Source organism: Halanaerobium saccharolyticum, assembly GCF_004362045.1.
GTDB classification, from domain to species: Bacteria; Bacillota; Halanaerobiia; order Halanaerobiales; family Halanaerobiaceae; genus Halanaerobium; species Halanaerobium saccharolyticum_C.
In genome coordinates this window covers 18,991-44,568 of record NZ_SNWX01000026.1, presented here as the reverse complement: position 1 = coordinate 44,568, position 25,578 = coordinate 18,991, and the positions used below count along the sequence as shown (strand labels likewise).

Below are 25,578 nucleotides of genomic sequence, written 5' to 3'. Positions count from 1 at the left end.
CATTTTGAATATTTTTATTATAATTAAAATTAGTGGTGATCTATTACTATTTACTTACATTTTATGGTAACTATCATATTTTATTTGACGTTATCCTTCATTATATAATAATATGCACTGTTCTTTAATAGATAATTATTCTTTTTTATTTAATCTCGATTTTTTTAGCATCAGCCTCAGCAGACTGGTAGGCAGCCTCAATTATCTTCTGGGTTTCATAACCATCTTCAAAGGTTGGCACACCTGGATTGGCCTTTCCCTTAGCAATAGACTCAAAAAAGAAAATTAGACTGACCAGGTGCAGATCGATCATCATTCCCTGAGTTGATTTTGAGCCCGGATATAATTCTAACAGCCTCTTTAAAAATTGGTCTCCGGCCACCATCTCTTCACTCACCCTGATCTCCTCCGGAGTCTGATCATATAACTGAACCTTATCTATCTGGTCAGAATCAATGTGAATTGCTCCCTGATCACCGAAAATGTGAACTCTAAAACCTTCATTACCAGGAGAAACCCTTGATGCTTCGATAGTCCCTCTGGCACCTGAAGCAAAATTAAGCATCAGCATTGCCCAGTCGTCTACATCAACCTTTTTTAGGCTGCCTGCTGCTATTTTTCTCGAATCAACAAAAGTTCTGGTCCAGGCACTCAGACTCTCCACCTCACCCAGCAGAAATCTGCTCAAATCAACCATATGGCTGCCCAGATCAACTAAGGCTCCTCCACCAGATTTATCCTTCTCCAGTCTCCAGCTGATCGGCACCTCCGGATTTAAATAGCGAGAATGATAATACTCTATTTGGGCAAACTGGACTTCTCCAATTATTTTGTTTTTCAATAAGGCATGAGCATAAGCTGCTGCTGGAGCAAAGCGGTAGACAAATGCTATTTGATTTTTGATATCTTTTCCTTCCAGCTGCTCCATAATCTTCTCTGCTTCCTCAAGATTTAAGGCCAGCGGTTTTTCACAGTAAATATGTTTATCAGCTGCTGCAGCCTTTAGTATTTCTTCCCTGTGCAAAAAGTTTGGTGTACATAAATCAACCAGATCCACCTCAGTTTTCAATAATTTATCGAAATCATCTACAACCCTGTCAAAACCAATTTCCCGGGCCAGCTCCCCTTTTTCCTGAGGATGGCCTGTTGCCAGAGTACTTAAGTTTATCTTAAAATCTAATCCCAGTTCCAGCATGGCTAAATTTCTAAGTCCCATCAGGTGAGTTTTAGCAATTCCACCTAAACCACTTAGAGCATAATTTATATACATTAGATCAGCCTCCCTACTATTTTATGACTTATAATTTAAATTCAACCTCAGACTAAATAATCCTTCATTTTTCGAAGCTAATTCTGGATAACAAGTAATTAGAAAATTCTCCCTTAATCTTACTTCCAACTTATTCTGCTAATTGTAGTCGATTTACATTTAATTACTCTGATAATTCTGATATAATAAATTTTAGAAATGAGAAAAAATTAAGATAAAAAATAATAAGAGGGGGTTTTTTGATGCCTTATTTAGCTGACGAAAATCGTTATGAGAAGATGGAATACAATTACACAGGAAACAGTGGTCTTAAGCTGCCGGCAATTTCTTTAGGCTTATGGCACAATTTTGGGGGCGTAGACACTTTAGAAAATGCACGTAAAATGCTGCGCAGAGCTTTTGATTTAGGAATTACCCACTTTGACCTTGCCAATAATTATGGTCCACCAGCCGGTTCTGCCGAAGAAACAATGGGGATTTTACTGGAAAAAGACTTTGGACCCTATAGAGATGAGTTAATCATTTCCTCCAAAGCTGGTTATTACATGTGGCCGGGACCATATGGAGAATGGGGATCCCGTAAATACTTAATTTCTAGTCTGGACCAGAGCCTGCAGCGGATGGGCCTTGACTATGTGGATATCTTTTATCACCACCGTCCGGATCCGGACACTCCTTTAGAAGAAACAATTGGAGCCTTAAAACAGCTTCAGGATCAGGGAAAAGCCTTATATGTTGGTATTTCAAACTATAATGCTGCTCAGACCAAAAAGGCAGCAGAAGTTGCTGAGCGAATGGGAGTTAACTTACTCTTAAACCAGTACAACTATTCTATTTTTGATCGCTGGTCAGAAGAAGATGTTCTCTTAGAAACTCTTGAAAATTCAGGAATGGGTTCAATTATTTATTCACCTCTGGCTCAGGGATTATTAACTGATAAATATCTGGGTGGAATCCCGGAAGATTCGCGGGCTGCTAAAGAAAGCGGCTTCCTCAAAAAAGACAGTATTACCAAAGAAAAACTGGAAAAAGTAAGACAGCTAAATGAAATTGCTGCTGACAGAGGTCAGAGCCTATCTCAAATGGCTTTAGCCTGGATTTTAGAACAGGGAGTTACATCTGTTCTGGTTGGAACCAGCAAAGTTGAACAGGTTATTGAAAATGTTGGCACCTTAAATAATACCGGTTTTACCAACGAAGAACTGGCAGCTATTGAAGCAATTGCAGCTGATTAATTTGGTACCGGGTACTTGAGAATATTTGGAAATTATTAAAGGCTAAAACCCTCAGGGGCTTTAGCCTTTTTTGTTTTTAGTTTTAGCTTTAATCTATATTAAATATCTTCCAGCCTGGATACCCAGAATTTTGCATCACTTTTTAAGAAATTGTTTTAGTCTTCAGGCTCAGAATACCAGGCGGAAAATATCAATACCATAAGTGAATAATTTCTTTTTAACCTGACCCCAAAAAACGATTTAGGTACCTGGTACTAAAAAGATGTCCAATCTTTCGATTTCACCGTTTCTTAATTTTTGAGCCAGCTCACCTTTCAGTTCAGCAGCTTCGATCTCAAATTCTTCCCCAGCGGCAGTTAATTTAAACTTCGAAATTACTGCCTTATCTTCACCAAAAGTATTTCTGCGGGCTGGGTTGTGGTAAACAACCAGGGTGCTGCCGAGGAACCTGTAGGCAAAAGCAGCAGCTGGTATTTCTACTTCGACTGATTTGTTTTGACTGAGCTGCAGCTTTTCATTTCTTTTTTCCTCAGTAAATAATTCTGCTGTCAGCACTGGCTCTGGTCTATAAACTAATTCTCCAGCCTGATATTTAAAGGGCTGTCTACCAAAAGCCATCTTAGACCACATATCAATATATTCTGCAGTTGAACCGCTGAGTCTCGCTATATAACCGCGGCCGTGATTTTTAGTGTCTCCATTTAAACTGCTCAGAATAAAGGAAGAATTCTCCAAAATACTGCGTCCATATCTTTCTGGATCCTGAAATGGTACCAGAGCATCATTGACTGCCTGGTAGTATTCTTCGTAAAGTCCACTCTTTAAAAGTTCCAGCAGATATTTATATTCCATATGCAGCCAGATTGATCCATTTTCCAGCCAGCCGGGAGAAAAAGCTCGCGCTCTACCTATCTCATAACTTTCTGCACTTAAATCACCATTAACTCTGTACATTCCTAATTTCTGATCATAGAGCTCACTATCTTTAACTGCCTGAGCAAGTTTCCGGGCTCTAGTTTCATCTTCCATAATTTTCATTGCCCTGACCTGTGCTTCCAGAAACGGAGGCAGTCGGTGCTGTTTAAAGCTCTTAACAGCAACTTTTTCCAGTCCATTTTCTGAGCTCTGACCCAGCTTTTCGTATTCTTCTACCTGATAGCTGCAGTACATTGTATAAAGGCCATTTTCTTCCTGGGCCAGCTCAACTGCTCGCTCAAGTTTAGCCTTAAGCTTATTTAAAAATCCTTCAATTTTTCGAATCGAGACTGCTGCTTCTCTGCCTGTTAAATCGGTGAATACCTGCTCCCGATATTCTTCCTTAATCTGACCGGCCTGCTGCCAGTAAAGGAAATCCTGATCTGATTTTACTTCAGTTAGCAGCTGATCAAACTCTGCCAGGAAATCAACTATTTCTGCTGCCAGCTCAATTTCACTATCCAGATCTGCTTCTGAGATAGCTCTGCTCATAAACCTGACCAATCTTAAAAGCTCCATTGTTTCGGCAATTGAGGAACCAAAAATTCCCGGCAGTCCATTTAAGGCATCATACCAGCCCGGTTTATTTGCTTCCATCTCGATTCCCATTCCACAGGGATCAAGGCTGGCTGCTTTGTTAAGCACCAGAGTCAGTAATTTATTGAAAAGGCTGGTAGTATAAATTTCTCCTTTTTCAGTCCTCAGATAGTAGGGGAACTGACTCCGCTCAGTAATTTCCTGCTCTTTATTCTCATCTGTAATAACTGCATTGTACTGGCGAACTCCATTTTCAGTTAAGAAATACTTTTCCCGGCGGGGTTTAACTCGAACCTGAGAATCATAGAAAGTATAATCAGCAGCTTCAAAAAGCAGCTCTTTTTTCTTTTCCGGATATACGGCGAGATAGTTTTCGATTAAATCAAGATTATAGGTCCAGTGATCAATCCAGTAACCCTCACCAAATTTAGCCTCTGTCCAGCTGTCTGCTGCTTCAACTACAAGGTCAATAAAGTCTGTCAGTGAAGATTTAAGTTCCAGATTGTGACTGTCGATGAAAAGAGCAATTTCGCCCGGTGTAAATGGCTTTGTAAGAAGTTTTCTAAATTCAGCTTCTGCTTTTCCACTCAACTCAGCCATCACTTTTTCGATCGCAGTATTCTCAGTTAAAATAAATTTGCTGCCTTCAATTATCAGTGGATTATAGCCATCGGTCTGAATTAAATCAGCAAACAGCTTTAGATTATCTCTTTTAATTTCTGGATTAAAATAAAGATCAGAGCGTCGATTTTGATTTACATCTCTAAAATTACCGTTACCCTGGGAATAATATGTTGGCTCTAATAAAAATTCATTATAATCTCTCTCTAAGTCTCCGTGTTTGCGGGAAAAAATATGATAGGTTTTTTTATTTTCCTGTCCCAGACTTAAGGGAAAACCTCCCCGGAGCAGGTTATCCATAAAGGTCTGACGGCTGTAGGCATCGAGTTCCTGCTTACCGCTGACTGTAAAGATATGGTCTGCATAATAGTTATGAATCTTCTTTGACTCATTTCTCTTCTGCTCTAGATAATCAGGTTGCAATACTTTATCCTTTATTTCCCCCAATCTATCTTCATCGGCCAGATTACCAAAAACTGAAGCAAGCTCTAATTTTTGACCTGCTTTTAATTTTGTTTTGGCCGCAGCCATTGCAGATGGAAAGCGGTTTTCTAAAATCTGCTCACCCTGATATTCAGCCAGTTCTTTGCGCTCAAAACCGGGTGCTGTTTCCAGACTGGTCTTTTCGGCAAAAATAACATCCGGATCAACCAGGGGTGTCAGCAAGCTGTTGGCTTCAGAATCAGCAGTTTTTTCAAAAGAAATAAAAAAGTTGCCTGCTGTCATCTGCTTAACCTCAGCCTCATCTTCAGCTGAGGCTCTCAGTTTATAAAATGGTATTTTGGTTGCAAAAGAATCAACTCTGGCCCAGGCAGAAATTGTCTGACTGATCTCCTTTAAGGCTCCATTTTCAATTCCAAAAGGAATTAGAATTGGCATTCCATCTAAAATTTCCAGCTCTCTTGTTTGGTCGGAAGTATTTTCGACCTCTACTTCTCTGATCAGGGCTCCAAAATCTTCGTTGGGCAGTATATAATAACTGACTGTGGTCTTTAAACCCAGCTCCCTATTGTTTTCTTCAATTATTAAAGACTGAGTATCAATTGTCATTTTGCTTTCAATCTTATCGTTTAAATTTCTAAACGCTTCGTAAACAGTATTTTGATCTTTCAGTTTTATAAAAGTTCTAAAACCCTTAGTTGCCACATTCTGATAGGATTTATTGGCCGGATAAAACTCCATGATTGCATTATCCTTATTCCGGGAACCAAAACTTGCAATTCCCTGACCGCGATTTACATAAAAGGCCCAGATTGGAATTCCAAATTTACCGGCAATCCCCGGCAGAAAACTGGCAAATGTTTTCTGTTTTTGATAGTTTTTGATAATAAATTGACCCTGATCATTTAACGAATAAACATCTTTCATTTGCTAACCCTCCTCAATAATTTGCTGCAGTTTAATTAACTGCTGACACTGCTTTTGATCTCAATTAATTCTTTCTCTGTTTTCTTAATATCACTTTTCTCCTGAATTGATTTTAATTTAAAATTACTTCTATATTTACTTCTTGATCATGCTGCTTGCTAATTAAACTGCGCTCAACTACTGCCGCTCCAGCTTTATTCTCAAAGTTTACTGACTGACCATTAATTTTAACTTCCTGAACCTGATAGTCTTTTACCCCGAGCTGATTTTTGTTAAAATAACTAATGTTTAATAGCTTATCAGCAAAGATAGTTTTAACTGCTGCTTTAGCCGCTGGATCAAAGTGTTTTTTAAGTAATTTTGGATCTAAAACCAGATTACCCAGCTCACCTCTGACACCAAAAATCTGAGTGACCACCGTTAAGAGCAGCCAGCTTGCACTTCCGGTCAGATAAGGGTACATACCGCGTCCCCGCTGATTAATATATTCCGGAATTCCGGGGTAAGTTCGGCTGGTATCAAAATCCTTACAGTGCTGATAAATATAATCTATTACCTTATCTCCGGCCTCAGCAAAACCCTGCTTATAGAGAGCATTACTGTACATTACTGCCATATGACTGAACATAGCCCCATTTTCTTTATGACCATAGGCAAAACCAAATAAGCGGCCCAGATTTGTTTTTAATTCTTTAAAATCAGTATTCAAACGATAGCCGCCAACACTTAAATCTTTGAGATACTTATCAGCAGAATCCACAACCTGCTTAATTTGGTCCTGATCAGCTGCACCTGCCATAATCGGGAAAACCTGTCCGGTCAGAGTCATTCTAACTCCTTTAGGATGATCTCCCTCCAGGCGCTGGCCGTCATCATCATAATAGCCGTTGTAAAATTTATCTCCCGCTTTTGTTTCAATCCACTCATTCTGGTTTAAGTGTTCAAAAATTGACTCACCTTTGGCTTCCAAATCAGCAGTCAATTCTTTTAAGTTAAAATCTATTTTCTGACCTGAAATTCCTGACTCACAGCGGCTTCGGTAATCACTTAAAACTTCTCTTTTGTATTCAACTGATTGATAATCAAAATCTTCCTCAACTGTATCCAGTAAAATACTGAGTTCTGCTGCCAGTTCTATTTTTTTAATTGATTTCTCTGCTGCTAAAGCTTTTAAAAGCTCAGCCAGATCAAGTAAGTTGCTGCCGTAAAGGGCGGTAAAGGCTACACTCTCACCTCTGTTTTCTGCCATATCAAGACCATCATTCCAGTCACCATTTTTAAGCAGACAGTTATTGTGTTCTCCTACATCAAAAAAGTGAGTTAAATGCTGGACCAGAAGATGTTCAATTATACTTCCCTGATAAATTTCGCCATTTTGAGCTTTAAGCTCACTACCATTTTCAAAATAGCTCTGCTCTTTTAGTAAAAAGTCTAAATCTCCGCTCTGATCGATATATAGTTTGGTTGTCATTAAAGGCCAGGCTCCATGGTCCATCCAGACTCTTTTGATATTATTCCGGTCAGCCTTAAATTCCCCCGGCTCTGAGCCAATAATCGTTGCATTACTGCCGTCAATCCGAACTCCGGAAAAATTATTATAAAGTAAATCTCTTACCGGTTCCGGTTCCATTAAGAGTAAGGCCAGACAGTCCTGCCAGAGATCTCTCCAGCCGCGACCTCCGCGTCCATAATCATGACTTGGCAAAAATGAACAGCCGTAAATCCTTCTTAAAATTGGCTGCAGGCTTACCCACTTCATCCACTGATTAAATTCTTGATCAGCAGAGTCAATATCAACTACATTAAGTTTCTGCTGCCAGAATTTTTTGTTTTCTGCCAGATGTTTTTCGAAAGCTTCCTGACTGCAGTATTTAGCTGCCAGTTTTTCAAAATCAACTTCTTCTTCTGCTGTAGAAATAGCAATAATATAAGCTGCCTCTGCACCACCCCTGAGGGTTATCTCCTCAAATTTCAGGGCCCCCATTGTTTCATAACCATCGATTTCGGCACCGGCTTTTAGATAGTCATCCGAACTTAAAACTACTGCTTCCGGCCACTCTAAGTTTCCACCATCACCAATATAATCTTCCAGCACCGGGAAAAATCCAACTGGTGCCTTCCCATCTGCCTCTGCTCCCAGAACGGCATAACTTACCTCGTTCGGCTTGTGTCCTCTTTCATCAAAGGAGAGAGTCGGTTTAACAACAACACCTTTTTCTATAGTTTTAGTTCTGTGTAAAAGTGAAGTTACATGGCGGTGATCTCTTAAGTTATCAGCCGAACGGCCGTAAATTGGGACTGCTGCTGTTGGCTCAATTTTCAAATCCTCAGGACCAGTATTTTTAATTTTAACCTGCATTAATTCCACTGTATCTGAATTAGTCGGGACAAAATTTGTGACTTCTGATTTTAAACTTAATTTTTCATTTGTTCTGGTAATTTTGTGCCAGAGCAGACCTGCATTAAGCTCAACAGTTTCCGTCTGATCACTAAACTTTTTCGCAAACTGAGCTGCCGAATTGCCTGTGGCTGACCAGACTTCCCGGTCATTAACTTTTAGCCAGAAATTTCTGGCTGACTTTGTATTGTGCAGATCTTCTAAAGATACCGGTCTCATGGCAAATGTATTCTGTCCGGTTTTTATATCTCCGTGCAGACGCGGTGTAATTGCAGACATCATTTCTGCTTCATTGGCCAGTGGAAAATACAGATATGTGCTCTGATCAACATTTTCTACTTTAAATTCTCCATTTTTACCGGTAAATTTCCATCTATCTAGTTTTTTCATATTAATTACCTACCTTTATAAAATATTCTTCTATTAAATTTGTGATTCAACCTTTTATTAAAGCTTCAGTAATTCCAGCAGGCTGGAAAGCTCAAACTTGGTAGAGTTTCAGGCCCTGACAAAATTATTGATCCGTTGTCTTAATTAAAATTCACTAAAAGCTTTTCGGGAGTGCTCCCAAATTTATTAAAAAATATAATTTTACTTTGCAGTAGTAAAATTATATATTAAACTGATTTAACTTAAGCTGCTGGTAGAAGCCCTTTCTATCAGTTTCATCTTGAAAATAATATCTTGATTATGGGAATTAACTGCTTCAGCCTCCAATTTTTTTATCAACTTTTCCATTCCCTGATAGCCCATTTCAAAAGAAGGTTGGGCCATAGTTGTAATTGGGGGATCCATTAAAGCTGCCATTTCAATACCGTCAACTCCAATGATAGAAATATCCTCCGGGATTTTAAGCCCCATATTTTTAATGGCTTTAAGCCCCCCGATCGCCATCATATCTGAGGAGTAAAAAATAGCTGTAACTTCTGGATGCTCCTGCAGCAGTTTTTTGGTTGCCCTTTCTGCTTCTATGCGGGAAAAATAGCCGGGATAAATAATTTTTTCTTTAATTCCTGCTTCAGCAAGTGCTTTTTTGTAACCCCTGACTCTATCTCTGGAAGCATCGGAGGAAGCTACATCTTCACCTTTAATATGGGCAATTTTATTATGTCCCAGATCTATCAAGTACTTTGCTGCCCGGTAACCGGCATCTAAATTATCTGCTTTAAGTTTTGGAATCTTATCATTGTCAATTTTTCTGTCAACAACTACAATCTGCAAATTATGACTGGCCAGATTGTTTAAATAATTATTCAGTCTTTTTTCACTACCACCACTGATCATTAAAATCCCATCAACTCTTCCTTCTTCAAACATCTGAATACATTTTAATTCTTCTTCGACCACCCAGTGACTGTTGGCCAGCATCATATTATAGTTAGCTTCCATGGCCTTTGTTTCGGCTCCTTTAACAAACAGGGCAAAAAAAGGATCCGTGATATCCGAAATTGCCAGCCCAATCGTATTCGTTTTTTTACTGGCCAGTCCTTTAGCTGAGCTGTTTGGTTTATAGTTTAAATCTTTAATTACTTTTAAAACTTTATTCCGGGTTGAATCTTTAACACCAGCTTTATTATTAATTACTCTAGAAACAGTACTTTTTGAAACTCCTGCCTCCTCAGCAATCTGATAAATATCAATATTTTTATTTTTCATTATCTGCCTCACTTTTTAACTAAAAGGATTTAGTTCATTCTAGGGAGCGGTCCCAATAATTAAAATTAGTATAGTATATCTATTTTTCTTTGTCAAGGTAATTTTCAAAAAATTTAAAATAATATTCTGCTCTTTTCAATAAAATTGCCCGGTATTTTTTCAAAAATAATTTTAAGCAACTGTATATCTTGCTTTGCCTTCTTCTTTTGATTTATATAAGATGTCATCTACTCGTTTAAACAATTCCTGCAGCTGATCATCCTGTTTAAGTCTGCTCAAACCGGCACTAACTGTAATCGGAATATTCAGATTCTCACTTAAGTTTTCAACATTTCGATAATAATCATCAAGATACTTCTGGGTTTCAATCTCACTTTTGTAACAAATAATTGCAAATTCATCTCCACCCCAGCGAGAAATCAGAGTATCTGGAGGCATAGTTCTCTCCAGTTCATCTGCCAGTTCAATTAAAACCTGATCTCCAATATCATGACCATAATTATCATTTATTTCTTTAAAATTATCGATATCGAATAAAATCAGCGTAATATCCTTTTTAAAATGAAGCTGATCTTTAAATATATTTTTGATTTCCTGATCAAAAGCCCTCCGGTTAAACTTTTGAGTCAGGCTGTCCCGATTGGCCAGTTTTTGTAATTTTTGATTGGCCAGCTGCAGCTTTTTAGTTGACAATCCAAGTTTACTTTTCTCCTGATTATAGGCATTAGCAAACTGAAGCAAAAGCAGATAAGATGCTGTCAGGACAAGTGGAGTCTGGATTAATTTATCATAAAATTGAGTCTGCTGACTGTGGGCAACCATTATCTCCGGATAAAAATATTCCAGTGAAAAGAGAATCATAAAAACTGCAATCAGGCTTAAAAGCAGCAGACTTCTGGGCTTTGATTTTTTGAATAAAAAAGTAAGAGAAATTAAAATTAAAAATATATAAGAGAGGCTGTTATTATTACTTCCCCCTGACTGAAACCAGGCAAAAGGGAGAAAAATAAAAATTAAAAATAAATAATAGCTCAACTTAAGCTGAAAAAAATCAAATAAATCTTTTTTGATGGAATATAAAATTCCAGCTGATAAAACTGCCAGCAAAATCCATTTAGAATTAATATCCCAGCTAAATCCGACCAGATAATTGACTATAATATTCACTATAGAAATTATAATTCCAAAAAATAAAATAATCTTAAATATTCTATTTTCTAAATTCTCTCCGGTCCTGTCTCTGCTCTGCATAATAACTACTCCCCGCTGCTCATAATTTTATACTATTCTTATATTTAATTCTAGATAAATCATTTTTTTCCTGCCAGAGCTCCTAAATTGCCTTTTCCTCTTTCCAGCTTCCTTTTTTAAACCAGACTGCTCCAATAATTGCACTCAGCAAATTGGACATAAACATTCCCCACCAGACCCCGGTGGTTCCCAGCTGAAAATATTCGGATAAAAGTCTGGCTAAAGGAACTCGAAATCCCCAGAGAGCAATAACTGCCAGCACCATAGCGGCAACTGTATTTCCCGCTCCTCTAAATGAACCACCAATTACGATTCTGATTCCTAAAAAGCCAAAGGATAAACCAACAATCTTCAGAAAATCAACCCCTATTGCAACTACCTCCGAATTAGCATTAAAAACAGAAATAATCTGGGCCGGAAAAATCTGAGTAATTAAAATTAAAGCCATCATCAGACTAAATGTCAGCCCAACTGCTGTCCAGGCGATTTTTTCAGCCCGATCAGGATCATCAGCTCCCATAGTCTGTCCAACCATAGTTGTAGTTGCCATTGATAGGCCGCGCATCGGCATCATGACTACAGACAAAATTCTATTTCCGATTCCATAAGCAGCTACTGCCAGAGTTCCAAATTCGGAAACAATTCCCATCATAAAAGTCAACCCCAGCGCAATAATTGACTGTTCTGCTGCTGAAGGAGTTCCCAGCTTAATTATATTTTTCTGTACTTTAAAATCAGGAACTAAATTTTTAGCTTTCAGCTTAATTCCTTTTTTTCCTTCAAATAAGAGATAAACTCCATAAAGACCGGCAAGAGCTCTGGAAAAAACTGTAGCTATGGCTGCCCCTCTGACCCCCAGCTGGGGAAAAAAGCCCCAGCCAAAAATTAAAAATGGATCAATGATAATATTAAATATCGTTGAAAAAACCATCATCTTCATCGGGGTTTTGGTATCTCCAACTCCTCTTAACAGAGCTGTAAAGACAAAAAAGATAAACATAAACGCTACCCCGGCAAAGATAATATCCAGGTAAGCCACCGCCTCTTCCATGATATTTGCCGGTGCTCCTATCCAGCCTAAAATTTTGCGGTCAAAAATAAAGCCGGTAGTCCCAAAAATCAGGGAGAGAAAAATAACCAGTGTGAAAATCTGCCCTGCTACATGATCAGCCATCTTTTTGTTATCAGAGCCGGTATACTGAGCAACCAGAGTTGTCCCGGCAATGGTCATTCCACCACCTATAGAAATCAATAAAAAAACAAGTGGAAAACCAACTGAAATTGCTGCTACAGAATCTGCACCCAGTTTCCCGACCCAGAAAGTATCGGCCAGATTATATAAAACCTGCATTGTATTCCCGACCATAATTGGCCAGGAGAGTCTAAACAGGGTTTTTGGTATTGAATCATTTAAAATTGCTTCTCGATTATTGATATTTTTATTCTGCTTGATTTTTTTCAATTTAATCACCTAATTATTAGCAAAATTAATTAATCATCTTTATATTCTTTAATCAGCTTTTTCTAAATTCATTCGCTCCCTGATAACTACATAGGCAAGAACCAGTACCGCTATTGAGGCTAAAGTGATGCCGACCCTGAACATCACCGACATTCCGTAATTATCAATTAAATAACCCCCCAGAAGACTGCCAATAATTCCTGCAGCTCCAAAGGCCGACATCATCGCTATACTCTGAGCTGTAGTCTTCAGTCCTGCCGGGGCAACCAGTTTAACATAGTAGCGAACTGTTACCAGAAAAACACCAAACGAAAGCGACTGCAGCATCCCGAAAAATAAAAAATAAACAGGCGAAGTAGCTGCAGCGGCAATGATAAATCTTAATAGATAAAAAAAGGCTGAAAACAAAAGCAGGGAGTTAGTTTTATATTTTTCCAGAAAGTATTTTGCTACAAAAAAGATCGGTGCCTCACTTAAAGCATTAAAAAATAGAGTGTAACCCAGATCAGTTGAATTACCACCAACAGAGCGAATAATCGGTGCCAGATAAACAAAAAGCATCTGATTGGGAATAAAAATCAAAAGGGTAATAAAAAGAATAAAAATATAGTCCGGATTTTTAAAAAGGCGCATAATATTTTTATCTTCTAATTCAACTTCGACATCCTTTGCTGCTGCCAGCTCAACCTCTTCCGGAGAAATATTTTGATTCTGCTTCTTATTCTGACTAATATTTTTTGTCTCTGTTGACGATTCTACCTGGCGCTGCTCACTGTAGCTGTTATCTTTAATGTTAAAAGCAATGATGACCACAATAAAAGCAATTATTCCATAAGCCATAAAGTGAACTCGCCAGCCAAATCTTTCTATCACCTGACCAAAAATCGTAACGATAATTGCAAAACCAATTGAACCCCAGGCCCGCATAAAACCATAATTGTGGGCAGTATGAGCCGAAGTCTCTAAAATCCAGCTGTCTAAAACTGACTGCTGTGGTTCCCATAAAAAACCGACAACTCCAATTGAAATTGCCAGCATTAAATCTCCATAAAAAGTTAAAGGGGCGACAAAAATCGCCATTAAAACCATTGAGATTATAAAAATTATTTTTCTGCTTTCCAGTCGATCACAAATATAGCCGACAATTGGTGGTCCCAGCAGCCCCATAAAAGTTCGGATCGACATCAAAGTTCCAATCCGCATATTGCTGTAGCCTAAATCAGTCAGGTAATAAACTAAATAAGCACCATAGATAGCCCAGGTGCTCCAGAAGAAAAACTGTAAAAATGAAAATTCAGTTATTATTTTATATGATTCTTTTGTTTTGATTTTTTTGATTAAATTCAATTTGGTACCGGGTACTTAGAAAATTATGTAAAAACCCGTGAGCTCCTTCCCAGAATTAATTTCTGATTTTAATTAATTATCCTTATATATATAATACTGGAGAATTGATTAAATACCTTTAATAAATCGAAAATAATTATAAATTAAATTAGTTATAGTTTAAAAATAATAACAGGGGGTTAAATTAGTTAATATACTAACAGTAAAAAGCCCGATATCAATATTATGATATCGAGCAGTTAAAATTAATATTCTTTTATTAAAATCAGTATCTTAAACTAATCCATTTATCCTTTAAATTATATTTTTAGAAACAGCTCGTCCGTAAACTCGTGTATAATCATCAATTACCTGCTGATAACTTTTATCTAAGCTCTCAAAAACATGATCCCAGCTCTGTTCTAAAGCATAACGTCTTGCATTATGAGCCAGTGCATCTCGCAGGTGATCATTAATAATTAGCTGCTCTAACTGTGAGCTAAATTCGGCTGAATCATTTTCCTTAACGGCAAGCCCATTATATCTGTTCAGTAAATTTTCTTTAACCCCACCAGCCGTTATAGCAACAACTGGGAGCCCGGAAGCCATTGCTTCAATTATGACATTACCATAGGTCTCTGTAACTGAGGGGAAAGCAAAAATATCAGCTGAAGCATAAATTTGAGAAAGATCCCGCCCCTTCTTAAAGCCGGTAAAAATTACATTATCTGGTGCCTCTTTTTTTAAACTTTTCAGCTCAGGTCCATCACCAGTTATAATCAGCTTAATTTTACGGCTATATTTTTGATTTAAACTCTTAAAGCTGTCCATCAGCAGAGATAGGTTTTTCTCCCGCGCAATTCTTCCCACATATAAAATTGAAATCTTATCTTCCAGCCCGTGTTTCTTAATCAACTTACTGTCTCTGTGCTCTGGAGAAAACAAATTAGAATCTATACCTCTGCCCCAGATATCAAGATTAATGAAATTTTTTTCTGCAAGTTCTTTTCTGGTTTCTTCGGAGGGACAGTAATTCCGCAGTGCCTGATCATGAAACCAGCGCAGATATTTCCAGGCTGCTTTTTCTAAGAAATTAATATTATAGTAGTCAAGATACTGATTAAAATTGGTATGATAAGAAGCTACTATTGGACTGTCAGACTGACGGGCGGCATAAAGACCTGTTAAACCTATATTAAAAGGCGTAATTAAATGAAATAAATCAGGGTTAAATTTTATCAGTTTTGATCTAATCTTTAAATAATTTGGCAGGGTAAATTTCAGCTCCGGATAAAGAAAAAAATTCATACTCTTTAATCTGACAACATTTTTTTCAAAGATACTTTCAGTTCTGGATTCAGATTCCGGAGCAAAGAGCAGATATTCAATTCCCTGGACTGAAAAATAATTAAGCAGCCGATTTAAGTTTTTGGTTACACCATTAATTTGAGGGGCAAAAGTATCAGTAAATATAGCAATCTTCATTATAATTATTCCTCCGTTACTTACAAAATAAATAGATTATGAACAGCAAAAGAAAATATTATGGCAGTGATTATTCCGATCAAAATATCGGAAGGGTAATGGACTCCCAGATAAATTCTGGCAGCTCCTACTAATGAGGCGGTAAATATAAATAAAATGCTCAGCTGAGGTAAAGCAAATGACAAAATAAAAGCTGCTGCAAAACTGGCTGTTGTATGGCCAGAGGGAAAGGAATAAGATTCAAAGGGCACAACTAAGTGTTTCACATCAGCAAGCCTCGTGTTATGAGTGATTAACAGAAAAAATTTATCGATTATATCATTCCTGGTCAGGCTGTTTAAATAATAAAAAAGCAAATTATCGACAGCAATTAGTTTATTCGAAAACTTCTGCATTCAATTTACCTCCTCGTATTTATTAATTAGATTATATATCTCAAATGTTACAGTTACTTATCATTTAGGTTAACATTTGATTAAATCTTGATCTCAGCTTAAAACAATTTCTCTTTAAAAAAGATCGGGCCGCCAGTCACCCTGAAAGCTTATACTAATCCAGTTTTTTAAAGCTCAATTTCAGAAAACAGTTATGCAGTTAAAATACCCAACAATGTTGGACCCTGTACCATTTTTATTATTTCCTTTTATTTTATATGATCAGGACTAATAATATTGTTTTTCTTAACCTGCTTTTTAAATTTGAATTGTCCTGATGATTTGCTCACTTAATTGAGCTAAGAGTTCCGGACTTTTTTCTTTTATCTCTTTCAATTCCGCCGGGCGATCTATAATAGAAAAATAAGCATTAATCCCGTGATCCAAAACTTTTTCTACCCCTCTGCCTAAGGTTCCAGCAACAGCAATAACCGGAATATCTTTTTTAGCTGCACTGCGAGATACTCCAATCGGAGTTTTACCGAAAATACTCTGTCCATCGAGCATTCCTTCCCCTGTAATAACTAAATCAACATTTATTAAGCGACTCTCAAAATCAATAATCTCCAGTACAATATCTACTCCAGCCTTCAATTCTGCATTCAAAAAAGCCACCAAGCCAGCTCCCAGGCCCCCTGCTGCACCTGCTCCCGGAATCTGATTTGTATCTTTATCCAGTTCTTTGATGGTAATTTGATTGAAGTGCCGCAGATTCTGATCAAGTATTTCTACCATCTTTGTATCTGCTCCTTTTTGAGGAGCATAAACATAAGCAGCACCATCTTCTCCATAAAGAGGATTATCTACATCACAGGCAACCAAGATTTCTACATCATTTAATCTGGAATCTAAATTATTTAAATTAATTTCTTCAATTTGATCTAAACTGCCTCCACCAAAATCTACTTGATTTCCCTCAACATCAAGTATTTCTGCTCCCAGGGCCTGGGCCATCCCCACCCCGGCATCATTAGTCGCACTGCCACCAATCCCAATAATAATCTGCTCCACTCCCTGCTCCAGAGCCGAAGCTATCAGCTCTCCTGTTCCATAGGTAGTTGTTTTTAGAGGGTTCTTTTTTTCATCAGATACTAAAGGCAGGCCCGAAGCAGCTGCCATTTCAATCACAGCCGTTTTTCCATCACCCAGCAGTCCATAAAAGGCTTCAACTGGATCACCCAGAGGTCCGGTTACTTCTGTTTCTATAATTTCTCCATCTGTAGCATCAACTAAAGATTGTACTGTACCCTCACCTCCATCAGCCATCGGGAGTAAATCAACTTCAATCTCAGAATCAGCTCTATGTATTCCATTTCCTATATTCTCTGCAGTTTCCATTGCAGTTAATGACCCTTTAAATGAGTCAGGAGCTACTAATATTTTCAAAATTATCGCCTCCAATATTAAAATTTATTTAATTTACCTGATTAACTGCACTGCCAGCTAAATAACCTTTAAGATTATCAACAACAGTCTCCATTAAGCGCTGTCTTGCTTCCCGGGACGCCCAGGCTATATGGGGGGTAACAATTGTTTTATCGGAATTTAAAAGCGGATTTGATGCTGCCGGGGGTTCGGTTGATAAAACATCAACAGCAGCAGTCTTGACCTTGCCTGCCTCCAGAGCAGCTGCCAGATCCGGCTCCACAATTAAGCCACCCCGGGCTGTATTAATGATAATTACCCCTTCCTGCATCTGAGCAATTGTTGCCTTATTGATCATCCCTTCGGTTCTCTCAGTCAGGGGACAGTGGAGGCTGATCACCTCAGATCTTCTATAAAGATCCAGCAAATCAACAAATTCTACATTTTCCGTTTTAGTTTCTGGATTCTCAATTTTCTTCTCAGGAGAACGGTCATAAACTATAACCTCCATGCCAAAGGCTAAAGCCAGCTCAGCTGTCTGCTGACCGATACTGCCAAAACCAATAAGTCCCAGAATTTTACCCTGCAGTTCTATTAAAGGGTAATTCCAGAAACAGAAATCAGCTGCCTCAGTCCAGTCACCATTTTTAACTGCTCGATTATGTTCACCCACATGATGGGCGGTCTCTAACAGCAGGGCCATCACAAATTGAGCCACTGCATTTGTGCCATAGGTAGGTACATTGGTGACCACTACTTCATTCTCAGCTGCTGCCTCAGTATCGATCACATTATAACCGGTGGCCAGCACTCCTATATACTCTAATTCCGTCAGAGATTCAATAGTTTCCCGGTCTAAAGGTGTCTTATTGGTCAAAAGCACCTCTGCCCCCTGAGCTCTCTCCAGAATTTTAGCCTCCGGTGTCCGCTCATAGATTTCAACTTCTCCCAGCTCTCTGATGCCCTCCCAGCTTAAATCACCGGGATTTAAAGCATAGCCATCTAAAACTACAATTTTCATCTTTATACCTCCCGTTTAAAAATTCGTTACGTCAATAAAATATTTAATTAATTCAAATTTAACTAAAAAGGCTTCTATTCTTAATCATTACATTAATGATAACAAATAGAAGCCAAATTTTCTATATTATTTAAAAATAATAGAGGAGTAAGAAAGAATTAATAATTTCCACGCTTTTTATTATTTTCCTTAATCTCAGTAATTAATTTTATTGCTTTTAACCCCTCACTGATTGGAACCCGGGCTTCTCTTTTTTCTATTACGGCATCGATAAAATCTCTGTTTTCTCGATAATAGAGATCTTCCCTGCCTTCAAAAACTTCTGTTTCAACTTCTTCTTCCTGATGATATTGAAATACTGCCTTTTCTATATTTTCAAATTCCACGGTCAAATTCTCACAGATTACTGTCAGTGCTTTCTTCCAGCTGCCGGGTACAGCACAGTTGGAACCGGCAATACTACCCATCGCTCCTGACTTAAACTGAATTAAAGAAAGACTGTTGTCCTCAATCGTATAACCTTCTGTTTCCTGATGGCATAGATTGGCCAGCATTCCTTCTGCACTCTGATAATCTCCAAACAAATGCAGAGCCAGATCATAAAGATGAATAACCTGTTCATAGATCTGACCTCCAGATTTTTCAAGCTGACGCCACCAATTGGAATGGAGAGAATTGCAGAAATAATAACCCTGCAGCAGTGCTGTTCTCCCCGCCTGACCACTATCTATTAATTTTTTTAGTTTCTGAATTCCTTTTGCAAAACGGTAGTGGTAGCCGACCTGAGAAACAACACCAGTTTCCTGCACAGCTTTTAACATCTCTTCTGCTTTTTTCTCGTTAATTGCTATTGGTTTTTCAATAAAAATATGTATTCCTTTACGAGCTGCCTTTTCCAGCTGGCCCTGATGGGCAGCCGGTGGTAAGCAGATATAGAGCAGGTCTAAATCTTTTTCTGCCAGCATCTGATCAAAATCAGTATAAGCTGCTGCATTTTCAAAGCCAAGACTATTTATCAAATCAGCTGCTGAACTTTGATGGCGGGAAGTAACAGCAGTAATTTCAACTTCCGCCATGTCCCGCAAAATTCCAGCATGAATTCGGGCCATTTCTCCTGCACCTAAAAATCCTACATTTAATTTCTGCATAATAGTTTTCAGCCTCCCAGTTTAATCAAATTTAAGTACTGTCTGCAGAGTTTCTTCTGGCTCCTGATTCAGCTTTTTAAACAATTTTTCTGCATCATTAAAATCTTCTATGTTGGTAATCAGTCCTTTTAAATCTATTTTTTTAGACTGCTGTAAATCCATAATTGTCTGATTTAACCGCAGCCGGTTCCAGCGATAGCTCAATTCCGGTCTGACTCCTGAAATCTGAGAACAGATCAGCTGAATTCGATTATGATGAAATTCTTCTCCTAAATTTAAACCCTGACTGCTGCCGGCAAAAAAACCGGAAGCAATTGTCCTGCCAGAATAGGCAGTGGATTTTACTGCCTGGTGGAGTGCTTTTAGAGAACCAGAAATTTCAATACTTACATCCGCTCCTCTGCCTCCTGTCAGCTTTTTAATTTCTTTTGCAGCCTTAGATTGAGCCGGATTAAAAACTATGTCTGCACCCATTCTTCTGGCTGTCTCTAATCGCTTCGGATTTAAATCAAGTGCTATTACCCGGGCTCCATTTAATTTAGCAAGCTGAGTCACAATCTGGCCCGGTACCCCCTGACCAAAAACTGCTGCTGTTTCTCCAACATGGATATCGGCATCTAAAATTGCATTTAAGGCAATTGATCCGATATGCGAAAATATTCCATAGATCGGGTCAGCGTCCTCAGGCAGTCGGTGGTCGGCAGCAAAGTCTTCTGTCAGAACAGCTTTAGTTCTGTGACCCCAGGTACCGTAGACAGTATCACCCAGTTTAATTTTTTCTACCGCAGAGCCGATTTCAATAATCTCTCCCACTTCTTCATAACCCCAGTTTGTAATCGGATAACTGTCTTTCTTTTCTTCTTTGTCTTCAAAAATTCTTAAGTCTGAATTCCAGCTTTTATTTAAATGTGGATTGTCTCCTCTATAAGAGGTCAGCTCTGTACCGGCACTGATTCCCGAGTACAGAGTTTTAACTCTCACTTCATCTGGCTGCAGAGCTTTTTCCTCATAATCCATAATTTCAATTTTCCCCGGTTTAATTAGAGCTAATACTTTTCCCACTGCTTATTCCTCCCTGGCTTTTAACCATCTGCTTTGGTATGGAGCTAGTTTTAGCTTTAAGCTTTTAGCTTCAATTTTATAATCTCTAGATTCAATAATATCTTCAAAATAATTTTGGGCTTTACTTTGAATTATATCGGCTGCAATTTCCAATTCAACAGGTGAAGCAGAAACGTTACAGAGAGCGATGATTTTTTGCTCACCCTCACCCCGCTGAACTGCAAATACTCTCCGATCAAGCTCTAATATTTTTTGAAGACTATCAGGCGCAAAAGCCGCATTTTCCTTTCTTAATTTTAATAATTCTCTGTAGCTGTCAAAGACCTGCTGTCTGAATGAATTTTCTTCATTTAACTCGGCTAAAAGCCTGTCTCGATCCAATTTTTCTCTGTTAATTCTTCTGTTTTCTCCACTTTCTTCTACACCCTGCTGGTAATTTTCTGAACCAAGTAAAGAATGAAGATAGATCCCTGGTACTCCCTGGAGGGCCAGCATAATTGCCTGAGAAGCCATAAACTGTTTAACCTGTAATTCAATTTTTTTATCCTGATCTCTAACTGCATCTACATAACTGACATTTATTTCGTAAGGACTTTTTGAACCATCAGAATTGGTCTTATAGGAAACCAAGCCCCCTTTCGCTTTAACTTTTTTAACCACATTTTCAATCTGATTTTCAGCTAATATTCCTTCTACAGGTCTCAGTCCAACCCCATCATGAGAGGCTAAAAAGTTAAAATAATAGTTACCTGCTTCCAGTTCCTCTAAAGAAGCAGCCCACTCAGTCAATTTAGAGGCATCCTCCTCTAAAAAACTGTATAAAACAAGTGGTGGCAGGGTGAAATTATAGACCATATCTGCCTCATCCACTCCCTGACCAAAATAGCTAATATTTTCCTCATGTGGTACATTGGTTTCTGTTAAAATTAAGGTCTCTGGAGCCACCAGCTTAAATATTTCTTTAAAGAGCTGAATCACCTTATGAGTTTCCGGCAGATGAATACAGCTGGTGCCAATTTCCTTCCAGAGATAGGCAATCGCATCCAGACGAATTATTTCTGCCCCCTGGGCTGCATAAAAGAGAAGCACATCTATAATTTCCAGCAGAACTTCAGTTTCTTTAAAATTTAAATCAATCTGATCCGGACTAAAGGTTGTCCAGACATGTTTTTTGCCGGCTGCAGTTTCAACTTCAGTCAGCAGAGGTTTGGCCCGCGGTCTTGTTACTTTAGAATAATCTTTTTCCGGATCGGCCTCAATAAAATAATTTGCATATTTGCCTTCCTGTTTTTTATACTTTTTAAACCATTTACTTTCTGCAGAAATATGATTGATCACTGCATCAAACATCAGCGAAAAGTTTTCTCTAATCGCCTCAATATCTGACCAGTTACCAAAATCAGAGTTAACCTCCTTATAATCAATTACTGCAAAACCATCATCTGAAGAATAAGGGAAAAAGGGCAGAAGATGAATGGTGCTGATACTTTGCTCTAAATGGTTTTTAAAAAAGTTGTTTAAAGTCTGCAGTGGTGCTTCTCCCTCAGTTTGTATATGATCTCCATAACAGATTACCACACTGTCTTTTTCGCTTAATCTGGCTGAATTTTGATCTCGCTTTCTCAACTCGGGATGCTTTTCTGCAAATTCCAGAATAAAATCCTTCAGTACAGGATAAAATTCTGCAGTTTTCTGCTCTCCATAAATGAAATTTAACTTCTCTTTTAATTTTTTTTGGGCTGAATATGGAATTTTAAAATCCATAAATATCACTCCAGTTATTTTTATTCTTATTTTCTGATACTCAAACAAATTCTGATCCTAAATTAATTTTTCCAGTAATTCTTTTAGACGCTGATAAGAAAAATTTTCTGCGGCAATTTTATAATTTTCTTCTACAGCCTGCTGGCGGTAATCCTGATCTTTTAAATATTTTTCTGCCTCTTTTAAGGCAGGCTCGAATTGCTCTTCCGCTATCTTAATATAGCCGTCTTCTCTTTTTTGATATTCTGATCCCAGAGAAGCAAGATTTAGATTATATTCCTTAATATCACTCTTAAAAACCGGATATTCAAAAACTACTACCGGTTTTTTTGCAAATAATGCTTCCAGAAGCTGATTACCCCAGCCTTCTTTGATACTGGTATAGGTAATTAAATCAGAGATTACATAGCTGTCCCAGAGAGAATAAATTTTCCTTTCTCCTCTGGCTGAACGCTGATGGGCAAAGTAATCACTGGCCCAGATAACCTCTACCTTATTTTCTGAAGCCTGCTGCTTTAAAAACTGAATATAATCCTCATTCCCCTCAGTCAATCCCGGCAGCAGAAAAACAATCCTGTTCTCACTGCTGAATTCTCGTCCATCATAAAGTTTTCCCTGTAAATTATGCTGCTGCAGTCGGGCTGTAAACTCTATCGCCAGCTCTATTGCCTTTCGCTCAGCAATTCGGGTTGCATGTAAGATGACGATATCATCTTTTTTAATCCCCAGTCTGGCTCTCAAATCCTGATTATACTGATCCTGCTGCCATAAAGGCTGTTTAAAATCAAAAACATTGGGAACTACCATAGAATCAAGTCCCTTTCTCATTTTTAGTTCTTTTTGAGCAATCCTGTTAATCACTACCTGTTCAATTTCTTCCAGCTGTGGTGGAAAATATTCTGCCAGTATTTCTTCAACAAAGGAACAGACTGGATTGCTGTAAAGTTCCCGCTCCCAGTAAAAATCGTGATGATGGGCTACTGTTTTCAAATTTAGTTTTTCTATAACTCGTTTAAAGGCTATCGCTGCCGGCAGATTCCAGCCCAGGGAAAAAATATTATTGGGAATTAAAAGTTCAATTTCCGCATTTTTCACTTCTTTTTCCAGCTTCTGAGCAATTTGAACTGCTTCAGCCTCAATCTCAGCCTGAAGTTCTGCTTCGGAGCTGTAATCCTCCAGACAGCGGTAGGCATTATCAACAAATTTAAGATTTTTTTCATTTTGATAATACATTTCTTCAATCTGAATTTCTGCTTCAGGAGTTCCCGAAATATAGACTACCTGATGTCCCATTTTTTCTAGAACAAAACGCCATTTATCCATTTCCAGGGAAACCCCATCAGTCTGACCGGTACGAAAATGTGCCAGAGCAATTTTCATTATCAAACCTCCCCTGATGATTATTTAAGTTTGCGAAAATTTAATTTATCAAATCTATTCCTTGACTCCACCAAAGGTTAAACCACTTGTAATAAATCTTTCTATGGAAAGGAATAAGATAATTACTGGAATAGCTGTCAAAATAGATGCTGCCATCATTCTACCCCAGATATAGTGCTGGGTATAGAAAAGCTGATTTAATCCTATGGGCAGTGTACGCAGACTGCTGGAGTTAATAAATACTGAAGCAAATAAATATTCATTCCAGGCAATCATAAATGCATAAATAAAAACTGAAACTATGGCTGGAGTTGAGAGAGGAATAACTATTCGATAAATGACCTCCAATCTGCTGCAGCCGTCAATAATCGCTGCTTCTTCTATACTTTCCGGTATTGTTCTAAAATAGTTACCAAGCATATAAAGAGAAACTGGCAGGGTCTGAACGATATAAGTAATTATCAGCGAAGTTCTTGTGTCAAAAAGCCCTAACTTAGTTACCATCTGAAACAGAGGAATTACCAGTAAGACTCCACCAAACATATAAACTAAAAGTACTCCTCTTTGAATAACAGCTCTTCCGGTATATTCTAAACGAGCAAAGCTATAAGAACCAAAAATCGAAATCACAACCCCAATACCAGCTGATAAAAATGCTACAATTAAACTGTTTTTAAAATACATTAAAAAAGGAAAAATTTCAGGATTTAAAACCCCCTTATAATGAGCTATAGTTGGATCATCCGGTAAAATAGTTGGCGGAAAAGCTCCCTGCTCCCTATCCGGTTTAAAGGATGAACTGAGCATAGTAATAAAGGGCATTAAAACAAAGCTTAAAAGCAGAAATAATAAAATAATAAAAATTACTTTTTTTAGGATAGTATTTTGTTTTACCATTCTAGCACCTTCCTCACATAGAACATAATAAAACCTAAAACAAAAACAAATAAAATTGCCGAAATAGCAGCAGCCTGACCAAAGTCATAACTGGCAAATGCTTTTTCATAAATATAGACCGGTAACACTTCTACAGATGATGAAAGTAAGTAAACTTCGGAAAATTTATAAAAATTCCAGATTGTTCTTAAAATTACCAGGGCTCCAATTACAAATTTTAATTCTGGTAGGGTAATATATCTAAACTGCTGCCAGATAGAAGCACCATCAACCTCTGCTGCCTCATATAAATTTGCAGAAATTGACTGCAGCTCTGCCAGGATCATTAAAAACGCAAAAGGAAAGTTTTTCCATACATTGAATATAATAACCGCATAAATTGCATACGCCGGCGACTCTATCCAGTTAATATGCTGGGGCAGTAAATGTATAATATCTACCAGAAAGTAATTGGCCATTCCAAAAACCGGATCAAAAAGATATTTCCAGCCAAATACAGCTGAGATTACCGGGGTAACATAGGGTAACAAAATAACACCTCTAATTACTGAACGTCCAGGGAAATCCCTGTTCAATAATAATGCTGTTCCCAGTCCAAGTAGGGTTGTTCCAACTACAGTTGTAGAAGTAAAAATAAGTGAGGTTTTAAATGATCTCCAGAAATCACTATCAGTTAAAACATCAGTAAAATGTTTAAGTCCAACAAAGGTATTCGGCTGTACCGGATTCATATTAACTTCCTGCAAACTCAACCAGAGATTATAAACTATTGGATAAAAGATAAGGCCACTTACTGCGATTACTGTTGGTAAAATCAGCCAGTATCCCAGGCGAGCATCTCTATCAGTTTTGATCTGCATTTTTTTCCTCCTTTAAATTGTGTCTCCTGTCAATATTGAATTAAATCCCGCCAGAAATAAATC

General features: G+C 37.9%; 18 protein-coding genes. 1 reads left to right on the top strand and 17 read right to left on the bottom strand.

Features of this window, described 5'->3' with window-relative positions:
* Positions 1-145: 145 nt before the first annotated feature.
* Positions 146-1,270, bottom strand: a complete 1,125-nt coding sequence (locus DFR79_RS12765) for a Gfo/Idh/MocA family protein (protein ID WP_133515866.1) — start codon at positions 1,268-1,270, stop codon at positions 146-148.
* A 242-nt stretch (positions 1,271-1,512) separates the two neighbouring features.
* Here DFR79_RS12765 and mgrA point away from each other — a divergent pair, with 242 nt between their 5' ends.
* Complete coding sequence (gene mgrA, locus DFR79_RS12760; protein WP_133515865.1) at positions 1,513-2,505, top strand: L-glyceraldehyde 3-phosphate reductase; 993 nt, start codon at positions 1,513-1,515, stop codon at positions 2,503-2,505.
* Between the two features lie 240 nt (positions 2,506-2,745).
* Here the strand turns inward: mgrA and DFR79_RS12755 are convergent, their stop codons facing one another.
* The 16 genes from DFR79_RS12755 to DFR79_RS12680 all read right to left on the bottom strand — a co-directional run bounded on the left by DFR79_RS12755 (position 2,746) and on the right by DFR79_RS12680 (position 25,515).
* Positions 2,746-6,006 carry a hypothetical protein gene (locus tag DFR79_RS12755; protein ID WP_133515864.1) on the bottom strand — a complete coding sequence of 1,087 codons (3,261 nt, stop codon included), beginning with the start codon at positions 6,004-6,006 and terminating at the stop codon, positions 2,746-2,748.
* 112 nt (positions 6,007-6,118) lie between these two features.
* Positions 6,119-8,794 (bottom strand): GH36-type glycosyl hydrolase domain-containing protein, encoded by a 2,676-nt coding sequence (locus DFR79_RS12750; RefSeq protein WP_208107549.1) that lies wholly within the window; start codon positions 8,792-8,794, stop codon positions 6,119-6,121.
* Between the two features lie 237 nt (positions 8,795-9,031).
* Entirely contained in the window at positions 9,032-10,072 is a 1,041-nt protein-coding gene (locus DFR79_RS12745) for a LacI family DNA-binding transcriptional regulator (RefSeq protein ID WP_347814037.1), read from the bottom strand.
* A gap of 159 nt (positions 10,073-10,231) precedes the next feature.
* Positions 10,232-11,311, bottom strand: a complete 1,080-nt coding sequence (locus tag DFR79_RS12740; RefSeq protein WP_133515861.1) for a GGDEF domain-containing protein — start codon at positions 11,309-11,311, stop codon at positions 10,232-10,234.
* A gap of 82 nt (positions 11,312-11,393) precedes the next feature.
* Positions 11,394-12,782 carry an MATE family efflux transporter gene (locus tag DFR79_RS12735; protein WP_243727794.1) on the bottom strand — a complete coding sequence of 463 codons (1,389 nt, stop codon included), beginning with the start codon at positions 12,780-12,782 and terminating at the stop codon, positions 11,394-11,396.
* Positions 12,783-12,821: 39 nt separating this feature from the next.
* Positions 12,822-14,120: an MFS transporter gene (locus DFR79_RS12730; protein ID WP_133515859.1), complete on the bottom strand. Its 1,299-nt coding sequence runs from the start codon at positions 14,118-14,120 to the stop codon at positions 12,822-12,824.
* Between the two features lie 294 nt (positions 14,121-14,414).
* On the bottom strand, positions 14,415-15,584 hold the full coding sequence (locus DFR79_RS12725; protein ID WP_133515858.1) for a glycosyltransferase family 4 protein: 1,170 nt from the start codon (positions 15,582-15,584) through the stop codon (positions 14,415-14,417).
* A gap of 20 nt (positions 15,585-15,604) precedes the next feature.
* Positions 15,605-15,979: a phosphatase PAP2 family protein gene (locus DFR79_RS12720; protein ID WP_133515857.1), complete on the bottom strand. Its 375-nt coding sequence runs from the start codon at positions 15,977-15,979 to the stop codon at positions 15,605-15,607.
* A 297-nt stretch (positions 15,980-16,276) separates the two neighbouring features.
* Positions 16,277-17,404 carry a glycerate kinase family protein gene (locus DFR79_RS12715; RefSeq protein WP_133515856.1) on the bottom strand — a complete coding sequence of 376 codons (1,128 nt, stop codon included), beginning with the start codon at positions 17,402-17,404 and terminating at the stop codon, positions 16,277-16,279.
* Positions 17,405-17,432: 28 nt separating this feature from the next.
* The gene (locus tag DFR79_RS12710) at positions 17,433-18,404 is read right to left on the bottom strand and encodes a D-2-hydroxyacid dehydrogenase (RefSeq protein ID WP_133515855.1); all 972 of its coding nucleotides are present in this window, start codon (positions 18,402-18,404) and stop codon (positions 17,433-17,435) included.
* A gap of 158 nt (positions 18,405-18,562) precedes the next feature.
* Complete coding sequence (locus tag DFR79_RS12705) at positions 18,563-19,552, bottom strand: Gfo/Idh/MocA family protein (protein ID WP_133515854.1); 990 nt, start codon at positions 19,550-19,552, stop codon at positions 18,563-18,565.
* A 21-nt stretch (positions 19,553-19,573) separates the two neighbouring features.
* On the bottom strand, positions 19,574-20,614 hold the full coding sequence (locus DFR79_RS12700) for a zinc-dependent alcohol dehydrogenase (RefSeq protein ID WP_208107548.1): 1,041 nt from the start codon (positions 20,612-20,614) through the stop codon (positions 19,574-19,576).
* Between the two features lie 3 nt (positions 20,615-20,617).
* Entirely contained in the window at positions 20,618-22,378 is a 1,761-nt protein-coding gene (locus DFR79_RS12695) for an alpha-amylase family glycosyl hydrolase (protein ID WP_133515853.1), read from the bottom strand.
* 57 nt (positions 22,379-22,435) lie between these two features.
* Positions 22,436-23,758: a glycosyltransferase family 4 protein gene (locus DFR79_RS12690; protein WP_133515852.1), complete on the bottom strand. Its 1,323-nt coding sequence runs from the start codon at positions 23,756-23,758 to the stop codon at positions 22,436-22,438.
* A gap of 54 nt (positions 23,759-23,812) precedes the next feature.
* A complete protein-coding gene (locus tag DFR79_RS12685; RefSeq protein ID WP_133515851.1) occupies positions 23,813-24,655 on the bottom strand; it encodes a carbohydrate ABC transporter permease in 843 nt (280 codons plus the stop codon).
* Positions 24,649-25,515: a carbohydrate ABC transporter permease gene (locus tag DFR79_RS12680; protein ID WP_133515850.1), complete on the bottom strand. Its 867-nt coding sequence runs from the start codon at positions 25,513-25,515 to the stop codon at positions 24,649-24,651. Before DFR79_RS12680 ends, DFR79_RS12685 begins: the two co-directional genes overlap by 7 nt.
* Between the last annotated feature and the right edge of the window lie 63 nt (positions 25,516-25,578).

Coding starts and splice junctions, on each gene's coding strand:
- DFR79_RS12765 (WP_133515866.1), bottom strand. CDS start 1,270: ATGTATATAAATTATGCTCTAAGTGGTTTAGGTGGAATTGCTAAAACT.
- mgrA (WP_133515865.1), top strand. CDS start 1,513: ATGCCTTATTTAGCTGACGAAAATCGTTATGAGAAGATGGAATACAAT.
- DFR79_RS12755 (WP_133515864.1), bottom strand. CDS start 6,006: ATGAAAGATGTTTATTCGTTAAATGATCAGGGTCAATTTATTATCAAA.
- DFR79_RS12750 (WP_208107549.1), bottom strand. CDS start 8,794: ATGAAAAAACTAGATAGATGGAAATTTACCGGTAAAAATGGAGAATTT.
- DFR79_RS12740 (WP_133515861.1), bottom strand. CDS start 11,311: ATGCAGAGCAGAGACAGGACCGGAGAGAATTTAGAAAATAGAATATTT.
- DFR79_RS12725 (WP_133515858.1), bottom strand. CDS start 15,584: ATGAAGATTGCTATATTTACTGATACTTTTGCCCCTCAAATTAATGGT.
- DFR79_RS12720 (WP_133515857.1), bottom strand. CDS start 15,979: ATGCAGAAGTTTTCGAATAAACTAATTGCTGTCGATAATTTGCTTTTT.
- DFR79_RS12710 (WP_133515855.1), bottom strand. CDS start 18,404: ATGAAAATTGTAGTTTTAGATGGCTATGCTTTAAATCCCGGTGATTTA.
- DFR79_RS12705 (WP_133515854.1), bottom strand. CDS start 19,552: ATGCAGAAATTAAATGTAGGATTTTTAGGTGCAGGAGAAATGGCCCGA.
- DFR79_RS12695 (WP_133515853.1), bottom strand. CDS start 22,378: ATGGATTTTAAAATTCCATATTCAGCCCAAAAAAAATTAAAAGAGAAG.
- DFR79_RS12690 (WP_133515852.1), bottom strand. CDS start 23,758: ATGAAAATTGCTCTGGCACATTTTCGTACCGGTCAGACTGATGGGGTT.
- DFR79_RS12685 (WP_133515851.1), bottom strand. CDS start 24,655: ATGGTAAAACAAAATACTATCCTAAAAAAAGTAATTTTTATTATTTTA.
- DFR79_RS12680 (WP_133515850.1), bottom strand. CDS start 25,515: ATGCAGATCAAAACTGATAGAGATGCTCGCCTGGGATACTGGCTGATT.